The 13,925-nt window shown below is 70.5% G+C and carries 14 protein-coding genes; 6 read left to right on the top strand and 8 right to left on the bottom strand.

Going from position 1 to position 13,925, the window contains the following annotated elements:
* Nucleotides 1-25: 25 nt before the first annotated feature.
* From VFQ84_RS04960 to VFQ84_RS04940, 5 genes are read left to right on the top strand one after another with little or no spacing between them, the layout of a single operon-like run.
* Nucleotides 26-661, top strand: a complete 636-nt coding sequence (locus VFQ84_RS04960; protein ID WP_325129818.1) for a hypothetical protein — start codon at nucleotides 26-28, stop codon at nucleotides 659-661.
* A 54-nt stretch (nucleotides 662-715) separates the two neighbouring features.
* Nucleotides 716-3,640, top strand: a complete 2,925-nt coding sequence (locus VFQ84_RS04955; RefSeq protein ID WP_325129816.1) for a molybdopterin oxidoreductase family protein — start codon at nucleotides 716-718, stop codon at nucleotides 3,638-3,640.
* Between the two features lie 2 nt (nucleotides 3,641-3,642).
* Nucleotides 3,643-5,421, top strand: a complete 1,779-nt coding sequence (locus VFQ84_RS04950; protein WP_325129814.1) for an SLC13 family permease — start codon at nucleotides 3,643-3,645, stop codon at nucleotides 5,419-5,421.
* Nucleotides 5,421-6,170 carry a 4Fe-4S dicluster domain-containing protein gene (locus tag VFQ84_RS04945; protein ID WP_325129811.1) on the top strand — a complete coding sequence of 250 codons (750 nt, stop codon included), beginning with the start codon at nucleotides 5,421-5,423 and terminating at the stop codon, nucleotides 6,168-6,170. Before VFQ84_RS04950 ends, VFQ84_RS04945 begins: the two co-directional genes overlap by 1 nt.
* Nucleotide 6,171: 1 nt before the next feature.
* Nucleotides 6,172-7,104, top strand: coding sequence for a dimethyl sulfoxide reductase anchor subunit family protein (locus VFQ84_RS04940; RefSeq protein WP_325129809.1), 933 nt, complete (start codon nucleotides 6,172-6,174; stop codon nucleotides 7,102-7,104).
* A 95-nt stretch (nucleotides 7,105-7,199) separates the two neighbouring features.
* Here the strand turns inward: VFQ84_RS04940 and hemC are convergent, their stop codons facing one another.
* From hemC to hemP, 7 genes are read right to left on the bottom strand one after another with little or no spacing between them, the layout of a single operon-like run.
* The gene (gene hemC / locus VFQ84_RS04935) at nucleotides 7,200-8,108 is read right to left on the bottom strand and encodes a hydroxymethylbilane synthase (protein WP_325129807.1); all 909 of its coding nucleotides are present in this window, start codon (nucleotides 8,106-8,108) and stop codon (nucleotides 7,200-7,202) included.
* Between the two features lie 13 nt (nucleotides 8,109-8,121).
* Nucleotides 8,122-8,856: a LytTR family DNA-binding domain-containing protein gene (locus VFQ84_RS04930; RefSeq protein ID WP_325129805.1), complete on the bottom strand. Its 735-nt coding sequence runs from the start codon at nucleotides 8,854-8,856 to the stop codon at nucleotides 8,122-8,124.
* Between the two features lie 31 nt (nucleotides 8,857-8,887).
* Nucleotides 8,888-9,556 carry an alpha/beta hydrolase gene (locus tag VFQ84_RS04925; RefSeq protein ID WP_325129963.1) on the bottom strand — a complete coding sequence of 223 codons (669 nt, stop codon included), beginning with the start codon at nucleotides 9,554-9,556 and terminating at the stop codon, nucleotides 8,888-8,890.
* A complete protein-coding gene (locus VFQ84_RS04920; protein WP_325129803.1) occupies nucleotides 9,556-10,281 on the bottom strand; it encodes a hypothetical protein in 726 nt (241 codons plus the stop codon). The genes VFQ84_RS04925 and VFQ84_RS04920 overlap by 1 nt, the downstream gene beginning before the upstream one ends.
* Complete coding sequence (locus tag VFQ84_RS04915) at nucleotides 10,281-11,087, bottom strand: hypothetical protein (protein ID WP_325129801.1); 807 nt, start codon at nucleotides 11,085-11,087, stop codon at nucleotides 10,281-10,283. Before VFQ84_RS04915 ends, VFQ84_RS04920 begins: the two co-directional genes overlap by 1 nt.
* Nucleotides 11,080-11,946 carry an ABC transporter ATP-binding protein gene (locus VFQ84_RS04910; RefSeq protein ID WP_325129799.1) on the bottom strand — a complete coding sequence of 289 codons (867 nt, stop codon included), beginning with the start codon at nucleotides 11,944-11,946 and terminating at the stop codon, nucleotides 11,080-11,082. Before VFQ84_RS04910 ends, VFQ84_RS04915 begins: the two co-directional genes overlap by 8 nt.
* A gap of 54 nt (nucleotides 11,947-12,000) precedes the next feature.
* Entirely contained in the window at nucleotides 12,001-12,186 is a 186-nt protein-coding gene (gene hemP, locus VFQ84_RS04905) for a hemin uptake protein HemP (RefSeq protein ID WP_325129797.1), read from the bottom strand.
* A 158-nt stretch (nucleotides 12,187-12,344) separates the two neighbouring features.
* On the opposite strand from hemP, the gene VFQ84_RS04900 reads away from it, so the two are divergent.
* Entirely contained in the window at nucleotides 12,345-13,574 is a 1,230-nt protein-coding gene (locus VFQ84_RS04900) for an acyl-CoA dehydrogenase family protein (protein WP_325129795.1), read from the top strand.
* 39 nt (nucleotides 13,575-13,613) lie between these two features.
* Here VFQ84_RS04900 and VFQ84_RS04895 read toward each other — a convergent pair.
* Nucleotides 13,614-13,925, bottom strand: a 312-nt coding sequence (locus VFQ84_RS04895; protein WP_325129793.1) for an energy transducer TonB, incomplete at its 5' end; no start/stop codon positions are given.

The following is a 13,925-nucleotide window of genomic DNA, read 5'->3' as shown; positions in this document are numbered from 1 at the left end:
CCTCCAAGCGAAGGACAGTCCCCCCATGCCCCGCCGACTCCTGGCTTCACTCGCGCTCCTGCCCCTGCTGCTCGCCCTGGCGCCCGTCCCGGCCCGGGCCGACGCCAAGGAAGACCTGTTCAAGGCCTGGCAGGCCTTCCTGGCCCTCAAGAGCTTCCGCGCCGAGATCGAACTGCTCGAACCCCACCAGTCCGTCACCCGGCTCGAGTTCCAGGCCCCGGACCGCTACCGCGTCAGCATCCCCAACGGCCCCACCACGGTCGTGATCGGCGACCAGGGCTACATGCAGATCGGCGGCCGGACCATGCAGCTGCCGATGGCCATGGACAGCATGACCTCGCAGTACCGGGACGAAGCCTTCCTGCGCAAGCTGCAGGAAGGCATGGCGGTCGAGGACCTGGGCGAAGACAGCCTGGACGGCGAGCCGGTGCGCAAGTTCCGCTACGTGCAGGACGTCGCGCCGCCGTCGGCCATGCCCGGCGCGCCGACGGCGGCACGCGGCGGCAACGGCCAGGCCACCACGGTGGCTTGGGTGTCGGCCAAGTCCGGGCTGGTGCTGCAGCTGGATGTCAGCAGCGGCGAGGGCGGGCAGGCCACCCGCTCGCGGATCCGCTACCGCGATTTCAACAGCGCCGCGATCAAGATCCAGCCGCCGGGCTGAACCCGGCCGCCGCGGCCCTCGCCGCGGACGGCCGCGACCGGCACAATGGCGCCCATGGCTGATCCGGTGCTCGAACTGCACGAACCCGTGGGCGACGTGGTCAAGCAGACCACGTGCTACATGTGCGCCTGCCGCTGCGGCATCAACGTGCACCTGCGCCAAGGCCGGGTGCGCTACATCGAAGGCAATCCCGCGCATCCGGTGAACCGCGGCGTGCTCTGCGCCAAGGGCTCGGCCGGCATCATGCAGCACTACTCGCCGGCGCGGCTGGACAAGCCGCTGCTGCGGGTCGGTGAGCGCGGCGAAGGCAAGTTCCGCGAGATCGAATGGGACGAGGCCCTCGCCCTGGCCGCCGGCTGGCTGCGCGAGACCCGCGAGCGCGACCCCGACCGCCTGGCCTTCTTCACCGGCCGCGACCAGTCGCAGGCACTGACCGGCTGGTGGGCGCAGCAGTACGGCACCATCAACTACGCCGCGCACGGTGGCTTCTGCTCGGTGAACATGGCCGCGGGCGGGCTGTACACGCTGGGCGGCAGCTTCTGGGAGTTCGGCGAGCCGGACTGGGAGCATTCGAAGTACCTGATGCTCTGGGGCGTGGCCGAGGACCACGACTCCAACCCGATCAAGCTGGGGCTGGGCAAGCTAAAGGGCCGCGGCGCCAAGGTGGTGGCGGTCAATCCGGTGCGCACCGGCTACGGCGCCATCGCCGACGAGTGGATCGGGATCCGGCCGGGCACGGACGGGCTGTTTGCGTTTGCGCTGATCCATGAGCTGCTCAAGGCCGACAAGGTCGACCTGGATTACCTGGTGCGCTACACGAATGCGCATTGGCTGGTGGTTCGCAATCCGGGCGGGGCGGATGACGGGTTGTTCGCGCGGGATCCGGAGGGGCGGGCGCTTTGTTGGGATACGGCGAAGGGCTCCCCTCTCCCCAGCCCTCTCCCCCAAGGGGAGAGGGCGTCTGAAGCCCCTCTCCCCTCGGGGGAGAGGGGTTGGGGAGAGGGGAAGCGTCCCGGCGCGCCCGCCCCCGCCGACGCCACCGGCATCTCCCCGGCCATCGTCGGCGACGTCACCCTTCCCGACGGCCGCCGCGCCGTGCCCGCCTTCCAGCTCGTCGCCGAGCGCTACCTCGACCCGCAATACGCGCCCGAGGCCGTGGCCGAGCGCTGCGGCATCCCCGCCGCCACCATCCGCCGCATCGCCAGGGAGCTGGCCGCGGCCGCCTTCGATGCGCCGGTGGTGATCGACCAGCCCTGGACCGACAGCCACGGCGTGCGCCATGAAACCATGGTCGGGCGGCCGGTCTCCTTCCACGCCATGCGCGGCATCAGCGCGCACAGCAACGGCTTCCACACCTGCCGCGCACTGCACCTGCTGCAGCTGCTGCTGGGCGCGGTCGATACGCCGGGCAGCTTCCGCTACCAGCCGCCGTTCCCGCGGCCGATCCCGCCGGCGAACCGGCCCGGCAAGGCGCGCCAGCCCAACGGCGCGCTCGATGCGCCGCCGCTGGGCTTCATCCACGGGCCGGAAGACCTGCTGGTGGACGCCGACGGCCAGCCGCGCCGGCTCGACCACGCCTATTCCTGGCGCTACCCGCTGGCCGTGCACGGCATGCTGCACACGGTGATCCGCAATGCCTGGGCCGCCGACCCGAAGCCGGTGGACGTGCTGTTCCTGTTCATGGCCAACATGAGCTGGAACTCGGCCATGAACACCGCCGAGACCATGCACTGGCTGACCGACAAGGGCGCCGACGGCGAATACCGCATCCCGAAGATCATCTATTCGGACGCGTACTCGAGCGAGATGGTCGCCTACGCCGACCTGGTGCTGCCCGACACCACCTACCTCGAGCGCTTCGACGCGATCTCGCTGCTCGACCGCCCGATCTCGGACGCCGACCACGCCGCCGACGCCATCCGCCACCCGGTGCTCGACCCGGCGACGCAGCGCGAAGGCCGCGACGTGCGCGGCTTCCAGTCGGTGCTGCTGGACCTCGGCGCGCGCATCGGCCTGCCGGCGCTGGTGAAGGACGACGGCAGCCCGCGCTACGCCGACTACGCCGACTACATCCTCAACCACGAACGCGCGCCCGGCGTCGGCCTGCTGGCCGGCTGGCGCGGCGACGGCACGCAGCACGGCAAGGGCCCGCCGAATCCTGGGCAGCTTGAACGCTACCGCGAGCACGGCGGCTTCTGGGAAGCGCCGGTGCCGGCCGCGGGCCGCTACTTCAAGATGGCCAACCGCGACTACCTGCAGTGGTCGCAGCAGATGGGCTTCATCGCCAAGGCCGAGCCGGTGGTGCTGCAGCTGTATTCCGAGACGCTGCAGAAGTTCCGGCTGGCGGCGCAGGGCCACGGCCCGGTGCAGCCGCCCGAGGCCGAGCGCGAACGCGTGGCCACCTATTTCGACCCGCTGCCGACCTGGTACGAGCCCTTCGAGGGCGCGCGCCTGGATCTACAGCAGTACCCGCTCAGCGCCGTGACCCAGCGACCGCCGTTCATGTACCACGCCTGGGGCTCGCAGAACGCCTGGCTGCGGCAGATCACCGCCCGCAACTTCCTGTACCTGCATCCGGGCACCGCCGCCCGCCACGACCTGGCCGACGACGACTGGGTGCACGTGGACTCGCACCACGGCCGCATCACCGTGCAGTGCCGGATCGTCGGCAACGTGCAGCCCGACACCGTGTGGACCTGGAACGCCATCGGCAAGCGCCGGGGCGCCTGGAAGCTGGCGCCGGACGCGCCCGAGGCGCGCAAGGGCTTCCTGCTCAACCACCTGATCTCGGACCAGCTGCCCGGCGGCGGCTACGCCAACGCCGACCCGGTCACCGGCCAGGCGGCCTGGTTCGACCTGCGCGTGCGCCTGCACAAGGCCGCCGCACACGACGCCAGCCTGCCGCAGTTCCCGTCGCTGGGCGACGGCCCCGGCGACGACCGCCCCCTGCGCTACGGCGCCGACTTCAGGACCTCCTGAGCATGGAAATGGATGCCCTGCTGACGCTGCTGGTGCTGGTGGGCGCGGTGGCGCTGTTCGTCACCGAGAAACTACCGGTGGACGTGGTGGCGATGCTGGTGCTGGCCAGCCTGCTGGTGCTGGGCCTGGTGACGCCGGCCGAGGCGCTGTCGGGCTTCAGCAGCGAGGCGACGATCACGGTGGCGGCGATGTTCGTGCTCAGCGCCGGGCTGGCGCACACCGGCGCGCTGCTGTCGGTGGGCCGCCTGTTCGGGCGGGTGAAGCGGCCCTGGCTGTTCATGCTGCTGATCATGTTCGTGGTCGGGCCGATCTCGGCCTTCGTCAACAACACGGCGGCGGTCGCGGTCTTCCTGCCGCTGGTGCTGGCGGCGACCGCGGCCAACCGCAGCTCGCCCTCGCAGGTGCTGATCCCGCTGTCGTACGCGGCGCAGATGGGCGGCGTGTGCACCCTGATCGGCACCTCGACCAACCTGCTGGTGAACTCGCTGGCCAAGGACCTGGGCCACGAAGGCTTCGGCCTGTTCGACTTCGCGCCGCTGGGCCTGGTGACCATGGCCGCGGGCTTCACCTACCTGATGGTGTTCCGCCGCTGGCTGCTGCCGCACCATCCGCCGTCGGGCATCACCGAAACCTACGAGCTGGGCAAGTACATCACCGAGCTGCGGGTGATGCCGGAGTCGCCGCTGATCGGACGCTCCGTGGCCACCTCGCAGCTGGCCGAGAAGCATTCGGTGTACGTGCTCGAGCTGCTGCGCGGCGAGGACAAGCACTGGGCGCCGCGCGCCGAGCTCCTGCGCGAGGGCGACGTGCTGCTGGTGCGCGGCGACTGGGAGAAGCTCAAGGCGCTCAAGGACAGCGCCAAGCTCGAGCTCGAGCCCGAGTTCACCCTGCAGGACAGCCAGTTCACCGGCGAAGACGGCGACGCCGCCCAGGTGCTGGTGGAGGCCATGGTGGCGCCCGGCGCCCGCCTGATCGGCCAGACGCTGCGCGAGCTCGACTTCCAGTGGAATTACAACGCCACCGTGCTGGCGGTGCATCGCCGCGGCGAAGTGCTGCGCGAGAAGATCAAGGACGTCAACCTCAACGTGGGCGACGTGCTGCTGTTGCTGTGCCCGCACGCCGAGCTGGCCGCGATCCGCGCCAACCAGAACCTGGTGGTGCTCAACGAGCGGGGCGAAGCCAATCCGCCCAGGAGCAAGGCGCTGCTGGCGATCGGCATCATGGCCGCCGCCATCGGCGCCGCCGCGCTGGGCTGGCTGCCGATCGTGGCGTCGTCGATCCTGGGCGGCATCGCCCTGGTGGCGACCCGCTGCATCGGCAACGACCAGGCCTACCAGGCCGTGGACTGGCGCGTGATCGTGCTGCTGGCCGGCGTGCTGCCGCTGGGCATCGCCATGCAGAAGTCCGGGCTGGCGCAGGGCGTCGCCGACTTCTCGGTGAACTGGGTCGGCGGGTTCGGACCGCTGGCGGTGCTGGCGGCGGTCTACCTCATTACTGCCCTGCTGACCGAGCTGATGAGCAACAACGCCGCGGCGGTGCTGATCACGCCCATCGCCTACTCCACCGCGGTGTCGATGGACGTCAGCCCGACGCCCTTCCTGGTCGCGGTGCTGTTCGCGGCGTCCACCAGCTTCGCCACGCCGGTGGGCTACCAGACCAACACCATGGTCTACAACGCCGGCAACTACCGCTTCGTCGACTTCATGAAGATGGGCATCCCGCTGAACCTGCTGTTCTGGGGCATGTCGATCTACTTCATCCCGAGGTTCTTCCCGTTCTGATGACCACGCTCGCCCCTCCCGGTAAGAAGAAGCTCGGCCTGGTCATCGACCTCGACACCTGCGTCGGGTGCCACGCCTGCGCGGTGTCGTGCAAGGAGTGGAACGCCGGCGGCATCGCCGGTCCACTGACCGACGAGCAGCCCTACGGCAAGGACCCGAGCGGCGTGTGGTTCAACCGCGTGCACTCGTACGAAGTCGCCGCCACGCCCGCGCAGCCCGCCACCACCCTGCACTTCCCGCGCAGCTGCCTGCACTGCGACACGCCGGCCTGCGTCACGGTCTGCCCCACGGGCGCCAGCTACAAGCGCGCCGAGGACGGCATCGTGCTGGTGGACGAGGACAAGTGCATCGGCTGCAAGCTCTGCAGCTGGGCCTGCCCCTACGGCGCCCGCGAGTACAGCGCGGTCGAGGGCGTGATGAAGAAATGCACGCTGTGCGTGGACCGCATCTACAACGAAACCATTCCCGAGGCCTCGCGCCAGCCGGCCTGCGTGCAGGCCTGCCCGACCAAGGCGCGGCACTTCGGCGACCTCGGCGACCCGGACTCGGCGGTGTCGAAACTGGTGGTCGAGCGCGGCGGCGTGGCGCTGATGCCCGAGCTCGGCTACGCCCCGGTGAACCGCTACCTGCCGCAGCGCGAGCGCCGCGCCGGCCCGCCGGATGAAGCCGCGGCCGCGCCGGAGGAGGCGCTGGACACCTCGAAACTCAACCCCCTGCTGCGCTGGCTCGACCGCGCGCTGAGCCGCTGACATGCATCCGGCCTTCTCCGTCATCTTCTTCACCACGCTGTCGGGCCTGGGCTACGGGCTGTGGATCTGGACCGCGCTGACCCTGCTGTCCAACCGCGGCACGGACAGCGCATCGGCGCACCTGGTCCTGCTGGTGGCGGCGGTGGTGCCGGTAGTGGTCGGCCTGCTCAGCTCCACCTTGCACCTGGGCAAGCCGCTGCGATCGTGGCGCGCGCTCAGCCAGTGGCGCAGCAGCTGGCTGTCGCGCGAAGGCGTCCTGGCGCTCGCCTGCTTCCTGCCCTGGCTGGGGCTGGCGAGCGGCGTCGTGCCCGGCCTGCACCTGCCTGCCGCGTTCGAACCCTGGCTGCTGATGCTGCTGGCCGTCGGCTCGCTGGCGACGGTGGGCTGCACCGCGATGATCTACGCCTCGTTGACCCCGATTCCGGCCTGGACGCATCGCGCAGTCCTGCCGGTCTACCTGGGGTTCGCCCTGCTCACCGGCGGCCTGTCGTGCACGGCCGCGATGGCCAGCGTGGAGTCACCGGGCGACTTGCGGGTCTTGGCGCTGCTGATGCTGGCCCTCCTGCTGGCGGTCGGCAAGCGGCGCTACTGGCGCGACATCGACCGTGGCGCCCTGCCCGCGACGCGGGCCTCCGCCCTGGGACTGCCGGCGGATCGCAGCGCCACGGTTTTCGAACGGCCGCATACCGAAGCGAATTACCTGACCACCGAGATGGGTTACGTGCTGGCGCGGAAGCATTCGCGTCGCCTGCGCAAGCTCGCGGTCGCGCTGTTCGCCGTGGTGCCGACGGCCGCCTGCGCCATGACCCTGGTCTTCCCGGGCCTGGCGATGGCCCTGCTGGGCCTGGCCGCGCTGAGTGCGCTGGTGGGCGCGATGGTGGAGCGCTGGCTGTTCTTCGCCGAAGCGCGGCATATCGTCACCCTCTACTACTAGCCGCCAACCTGTAGGAGCGCCTTCCGGCGCGAAGCTTTTCGGCGTAAAGCTTCGCGCCTGAAGGCGCTCCTACAGGAAGCAGGGGTGCAACGAGGTCAGGGGAGCAGGGCGTCGGCGCCGCGGGACACCAGCATGTCGGCGACCTGGGTGCCCAGCTTTTCGGGCTCGGACATCGGGCCGCTGGCATAGCCGCGCACGGTCTTGCCGGTCTTGGCGTCGCCGACCAGGCCTTCGAGCGAAAGCCGGTCCTTGTTGAGGGTGGCGAAGGCGGCGATGGGCACATGGCAGCTGCCGCCCAGCGCGCGGGTCATGGCGCGTTCGGCGCTGACGCAGGCGCGGGTTTCGGGATGGTCGAGCACGGCCACGAGGTCGCGGATGGCGGCGTCGCCCTGGCGGCACTCCACCACCACGGCGCCCTGCGCGGCCGCCGGGATGAAGCGCGGCGCGGACAGGCGCTCGCGGATGCGGTCACCCATGCCCAGGCGCTCGAGGCCGGCGCAGGCCAGCACGATGGCGTCGTAGTCGCCGGCGTCGAGCTTGGCCAGGCGCGTGTTGACGTTGCCGCGCAGGTCCACCAGCACCAGGTCGGGTCGGTGTGCGCGCAGCAGCGCCTGCCGGCGCAGCGACGAGGTGCCGACGCGGGCGCCGAACGGCAGCTCCTCGAAGGCCTCGTACTTGCCCGACACGAAGGCGTCGAAGGGATCGGCGCGCTCGAGGATGGCCGGCAGCTCGAACGGACCGTCGAGTTCCATCGGCACGTCCTTGAGCGAATGCACGGCGGCGTCGGCGCGGCCCTCCAGCATCGCCACCTCCAGCTCCTTCAGGAACAGGCCCTTGCCGCCGATCTCCACCAGCGGCTGGTCAATGGCCTGGTCGCCGCGGGTGGTCATCGGCACCAGTTCGACCTCGAGGCCGGGATGCGCGGTGCGCAGGCGCTCGGCGACGTGGTGGGTCTGCCACAGCGCCAGCGCGCTTTCGCGGGTGGCCAGGCGGATGGTCGGCATCGGGTCTCTCCCCTCAGAGATGCTTGAGCCGCTCGCGCAGCAGCGGCAGGCAGCGCCGGCTGACTTCGAGCGGGGTCTTGGAATTGCGAAGGATGGCGTGCACCTGCCCGTCGGGCGCCCGGCGCAGCTCGGCGAACTCGTCGTTGGCGACCAGGCAGTTGCGGTGGATGCGCAGGAAGCGGTCGGCGAACTCGGCCTCGAGCGACTTGAGCGACTCCTCGATCAGGTCCTCGCCGCGGGCGTGGTGCACGACGACGTACTTTTCCTCGGCCTGCAGGTAGTGGATGTCCTCGACCGGGATCAGGCGGAGGCTGCCGCGCAGGCGCGCGCTGAGGTGGCTCCGGCGGCGCTCGGCGTCGCCCGGCAGGCGCGGCGTCGGCACGCGGGCGGCGAGCTGGCGACGGGCGCGCTCGAGCGCCTCGGCCAGGCGTTCGCGGCGCACCGGCTTGACCAGGTAGTCGACCGCGGCGGCCTCGAAGGCGGCCAGCGCGTGCTGGTCGAAGGCGGTGCAGAAGATGATCGCGGGCGGCTGGGCCAGGTCGGCCAGGTGGCGCGCGGCCTCGAGGCCGTCCATCACCGGCATGGCGATGTCGAGCAGCACGCAGTCGACGCCCAGGGCCTCGGCCTGCTCGACCGCTTCGCGGCCGTTGCCGGCCTCGCCCACCACGTCCTGGCCGCCGAGCTCGCGCAGCAGCGCGGCCAGGCGCTGGCGGGCCAGCGGTTCGTCGTCGACGAGCAGGAGCTTCATGCCGGAAGTATGCCCGAGGCCGGCGCCGGGTTCAGCCGGCGAGGAAGCGCTGGTGCATCCAGTCGCCCAGGTCGCGGATCTCGTCGGCGCAGACGCTGTGCGGCATCGCGTACACGTGCCAGTCGATGGCCATGCCCAGCGCCTCGAGCGCGGCGCGGCTGCGCTGGCCCAGCGACTCGGGCACCACCGGGTCGAGCTGGCCGTGGGCCATGAAAACCGGCGTGCCCAGCCCGGCCTTCGTCGCCTCGCCAGCCGTGGTGGACGCCATCGGCAGGTAGGTGGACAGCGCGACCAGGCCGCCCAGCGCGGCTTCGCGGCGCACGCCCGCCGCCAGCGCGATGGCGCCGCCCTGCGAGAACCCGGCCAGCAGGATGCGCTCGGGCGGCACGCCGCGTTCGACCTCGCGGGCGATCAGCGCCTCGACCTGGGCGATCGACTCGCGCACGCCCTGTTCGTCGGCGCGCTGGTCGATCTCGAGGTTACGGATGTCGTACCAGGCGCGCATGCGGGCGCCGTTGTTGATCGTGACCGGACGCACCGGCGCATGCGGGAACACGAAGCGCAGCTCGGGCCAGCCGGCGCGCAGCAGCTCGGGCACGATCGGCGCGAAGTCGTGGCCGTCGGCGCCGAGGCCGTGCAGCCAGAGGATGGACCAGCGCGGCTCGGGGCCGGTCTGGTGTTCTACGGTTTCGAGCAGGATCATGGCGTGGGGGTCTCGCTGTCGGCCGGAGGGGCGGCCGGGGAATCCAGGGGTTCCAGGACCAGGTTGGGCAGGCGCGTGGCATTTCCGATCGAGAACGTCGCGTCCGCGCCCAGGTGCAGGAACGCCGAATCGATGTCGTCGCTATGCTCCAGCAGCATATGGCCACGCGCACTACTGGCGACCAGGCGGCCGATGCGGCCCGGGCCGATGGTCATCCAGCCGTCGCATTGCGTGTCGCAGAAGGCGTACGCAGCGAACCGTTCGTTGCCTCGGGAGGGGCGCGACGGCGCCTTGCCCCGATGGTCCACGTCCAGCTGCCGCGCATCGCCGATCCAGTACAGGCGCCCGCGGACCTCCAGCATCATGCTGTCCACGGGTTGCCGCGCATGGATCTCGGCATTTTCCACGACCAGGCGATGCACGGTCGGCGGCAGGTTCACGGTTACGGGCGCATACCCCTGGATCGTCGACGCGAGCACCAGGCGCTCGCCGTCGCGGCGTGCCGAAATGCCCCTGCCTGTCTCGATCGGATAACTGACGCCGGGCGCCAGCAGCGCGTCCAGCTCGACGGTCACCTCGCGCACCGATTGGATCTCGATGATCTCTACGCCCGTCAGGTCCAGCGGCAGGAACAGGGTGTCGTCGCGCGGATCCCCGGGCACCCAAAGCGCCGTGAGGAACAGCGCCAACGCGGCGAAGAAGGTCGCGAGCGTTCGCTTCATCACGCCACCTCCCGTTCTTGCAGGGCGAACAAGCTGGCCAGCCACAGCAGGCCCGGGACGCCAAACCACGCCAGGGCCAGGAAGGCGTGGCGCCAATCCTGCAGCGGCTCGCTGCCCCAGAATTCGAGGAAGGGCCGGCCATGGCTACCGACCAGGCTGTTGGACAGGATGATTGCCAGCAGCAGCAGGAAAGCCGCCAGCACCGTCTTGATGAAGGGCATCGCCCGGAAGTACAGGCTGCCCAGCACGGCGAAACCCTGGGCGGAAGCCAGCATCAGGAAGATCGTTGCGAAGGCGCCGTCTTCTTCGAAGGCCTGCCACGGCAGGAACACGCGGTAGTCCATCCCGCCGAGTATCTCCGCATTTCGCGAGTCCACGGGCTGGCTGGCGGCAAGCGCTTCGTGGGCAGCCTGCGCGTAGAGCGCCATGGGCACGTTCAGCACGTTGAACAGCAGCGAATAGGCCAACGGGTAGGCCACCAGCACCACCACCGCCGCCAGCAGCCATTTCTCGAACAGCGAGGCCGGGCGCATCAGCAGCACGCCGGCGGACTCCGGCCGCGCCATGGCCAGGAAGTAGCGCCCCGCGAACACCGGCGCCGTCACGACCAGGCCCAGGAAGTAGATGCCCATCTGCCCGGCGTGGGTGAAGCTGTGGTCCCGGCCGATCTCGTCGGACAGCAGGACGTCGATCAGCAGCAGCACGAAGTGCAGGATGAGCGTGACGCCCAGGAACCACAGCCAGGTCCGGCGCTGTTCCGACCACTGGGCGCGCGCCAGGCGAAGGAAGCGGGCGAGGTCAAACATGGCTTGCCTCCTGCTTTGAAGCGCTCAGGGCCGCCAGCACGCCGTCCTTCTTCAGGCTCAGTGCCTTGTAGAGCAGCTCGAGGTGCACCGCGCCGGCGGCGTCGCCGGTATTGCGCGCCACATAGGCGTGCTGCGCACCGAGCGCTTCGTGGTGGATCAGGCCGGGGATGGCGGCCAGCGCCGCGTCGTCGGCGGCCACGCCCATGACCAGGGCGCGCGCCAGTTCCTCGCGGGTCGCCGACAGCGCCAGCGTGGCGGCGTCGATGAACAGCATGTGGTCCATGATCCGCTCCAGGTCATGGGCCTGGTGCGTGCTGATGACGATGATCCGTTCGCGCTGCTCGGGGCGCGCGACGATCGCCTTGAACTGGTCGCGACCGACGATGTCCATGCCGTTGGTGGGCTCGTCGAGCAGCAGCACCGGGGTGAAGGTCGCCAGCGCGAAGGCCATCACCGCCTTCTTCTTCTGGCCCAGGCTCATCTCGCCGAAGCGACGGTCATGCGGCAGCTCGAACTCGGCCAGGTAGTCGCGGAAGGCGGCCGCCGAAAACCGGGGGTAGAAGCCGGCGTGCGTGCGCAGCAGGTCGTCGGGGCTCAGGTCGGGCAGGTGGAATTCTTCCGGCACCAGGTAGACCTGGGCCAGGAACTCGGCCTGGCGCCGGCGCGGCTCGCGGCCGCCGAGGGTGATGCGTCCGCCATCGGGGAACAGCAGGCCGGACAGCAGCTTGAGGAGGGTGGACTTGCCGCTGCCGTTGCGGCCGAACAGGCCGTAGACGCCGGGGCGCGTGACGTCCAGGTCGAAGGCCTGGTAGAGCGTGGTCCTCCGGTAGCCGAAAGACAGTCCTTGGATCTCGATCACGCGGGCCCCTCGTTTCGACCAAGGGCCATTCTGCCAGCCCCGTCGCCGCAGGGGTTATTTGACCAGGATGAGTTTGTCGTTGCGGGTGTGGCGCAGCCGGTAGACCTGGCCGGCGTGGCGGATCAGCACTTCGCGCACGCCGCGCAGCAGTTCGCGGCTGTCGAAGGCGAGCGGCAGGTCGTGGGCCACGGGCTCGGCGCTGGGCGCGGCGGTCGGCGCGGGCAGGGGCGGCAGGTTCATGGCGGGCTCCGGAAGCGGGTTCGGCTTGGATGATAATAGTTCGCATTTGCATGTCAAGCGCGGCCGCCCTTGCCAGCCCGGTCCGGCGCGGCCTAGGCTGGCCACAGTCGCCGCAAGCCCTTGCCGGGGCAGGCGAATCCCCTCATTCCAGGATGGCCATGGACTTCAATTATTCCCCGCGCGTGCAGGCGATGCTGCGCGACCTGGGCCAGTTCTTCGACGCCCACATTTATCCCAACGAGGCCCGCTACCGCGCCGAGGCCGAGCGCGCGCGCGCCGCCGGCAACCCGTGGACGCCGAACCCGGTGATCGAGGAGCTCAAGCCGCTGGCGCGCCAGGCCGGCTTCTGGAACCTGTTCCTGCCCCGCTCCGAGCGCGCGCCCGAAGGGCTGTCGAACCTCGAGTACGCGCCGCTGTGCGAGGTGATGGGCCGCGTGCCCTGGGCGCCTGAGGTGTTCAACTGCTCGGCGCCCGACACCGGCAACATGGAAACGCTGGAGCGCTACGGCACCGAGGCGCAGAAGGCGCGCTGGCTCGATCCGCTGCTCGACGGACGCATCCGCTCCGCCTTCCTGATGACCGAGCCGGACGTGGCTTCGTCCGACGCCACCAACATCCAGTGTTCGATCCGCCGCGACGGCGACGACTACGTGATCGACGGCCACAAGTGGTGGTCGTCCGGCGCCGGTGATCCGCGCTGCGAGCTGTTCATCGTGATGGGCAAGACCGACCCCGCGGCCGACGTGCACCACCAGCAGTCGATGATCCTGGTGCCGGCGAACGCGCCGGGCATCCGCGTGATCCGGCCGCTCACCGTGTTCGGCTACGACGAGGCGCCGCACGGCCACATGGACATCGCGCTCGAGGGCGTGCGGGTGCCGGCGACGAACCTGCTGCTGGGCGAGGGCCGCGGCTTCGAGATCGCCCAAGGCCGGCTGGGGCCGGGCCGCATCCACCACTGCATGCGCCTGATCGGCTTGGCCGAGCGCGCGCTGGAACTGATGTGCCGGCGCGTGCGTACGCGCGTGGCGTTCGGCCGGCCGATCGGCGAATACTCGGTCTGGCACGAGCGCATCGCCGAATCGCGCTGCCTGATCGAGCAGGCGCGACTGCTGACGCTGAAGGCCGCGCAGGCGATGGACACCGTCGGCAACAAGGTCGCCCGCCGCGAGATCGCGATGATCAAGGTCGTCGCGCCGAAGATGGCGCAGCAGATCGTCGACTGGGCGATCCAGGCCCACGGCGGTGCCGGCGTCAGCGACGATTTCCCGTTGGCGCAGTTCTACGTGGCGGCGCGCTCGCTGCGGCTGGCCGACGGGCCGGACGAGGTGCACAACGCCACGATCGCCAAGCTCGAGCTCAAGCGCTCGGCGCAGTCCGACGGCTGAGTCCGCCGTTGCGCCCGCGGCGGCCGGCGCCGCCAGGACTCAGGGCTTGAACTGCAGCTGCCGGCGCGTGGTCACCGCGCGCGGCAGCGGCTCGAAGCGCCAGCGCGATACCGCCACCAGCGCGGCTTCGTCGAACACGCCCGGGGGATCGGCGCTGATCACGCGCGCGCCGGACACGCTGCCGTCGGCCTGCACGGTGAACTCCAGCGTGACCTGGCCTTCGAGCTTGCGGCGCATCGCGGTGAGCGGGTAGCGCGGCGGCGGGGCGCTGATCAGCTTCGGTTCTGCGGCGGTGGGCGCAGCGACCACGGGCGCGGCGGGGCGCGCGGCCGGCGGGGCCGGCGTGGGCAC

The organism is Arenimonas sp. (genome assembly GCF_035721105.1).
Taxonomy (GTDB): domain Bacteria; phylum Pseudomonadota; class Gammaproteobacteria; order Xanthomonadales; family Xanthomonadaceae; genus Arenimonas.
The sequence above is the reverse complement of the archived record's forward strand: the minus strand, read 5'-3'. Positions and strand labels throughout refer to the sequence as shown.

Coding starts and splice junctions, on each gene's coding strand:
- VFQ84_RS04900 (WP_325129795.1), top strand. CDS start 12,345: ATGGACTTCAATTATTCCCCGCGCGTGCAGGCGATGCTGCGCGACCTG.
- VFQ84_RS04930 (WP_325129805.1), bottom strand. CDS start 8,856: ATGAAGCTCCTGCTCGTCGACGACGAACCGCTGGCCCGCCAGCGCCTG.
- VFQ84_RS04950 (WP_325129814.1), top strand. CDS start 3,643: ATGGAAATGGATGCCCTGCTGACGCTGCTGGTGCTGGTGGGCGCGGTG.
- VFQ84_RS04920 (WP_325129803.1), bottom strand. CDS start 10,281: ATGAAGCGAACGCTCGCGACCTTCTTCGCCGCGTTGGCGCTGTTCCTC.
- hemC (WP_325129807.1), bottom strand. CDS start 8,108: ATGCCGACCATCCGCCTGGCCACCCGCGAAAGCGCGCTGGCGCTGTGG.
- VFQ84_RS04955 (WP_325129816.1), top strand. CDS start 716: ATGGCTGATCCGGTGCTCGAACTGCACGAACCCGTGGGCGACGTGGTC.
- VFQ84_RS04915 (WP_325129801.1), bottom strand. CDS start 11,087: ATGTTTGACCTCGCCCGCTTCCTTCGCCTGGCGCGCGCCCAGTGGTCG.
- VFQ84_RS04945 (WP_325129811.1), top strand. CDS start 5,421: ATGACCACGCTCGCCCCTCCCGGTAAGAAGAAGCTCGGCCTGGTCATC.
- hemP (WP_325129797.1), bottom strand. CDS start 12,186: ATGAACCTGCCGCCCCTGCCCGCGCCGACCGCCGCGCCCAGCGCCGAG.
- VFQ84_RS04940 (WP_325129809.1), top strand. CDS start 6,172: ATGCATCCGGCCTTCTCCGTCATCTTCTTCACCACGCTGTCGGGCCTG.
- VFQ84_RS04960 (WP_325129818.1), top strand. CDS start 26: ATGCCCCGCCGACTCCTGGCTTCACTCGCGCTCCTGCCCCTGCTGCTC.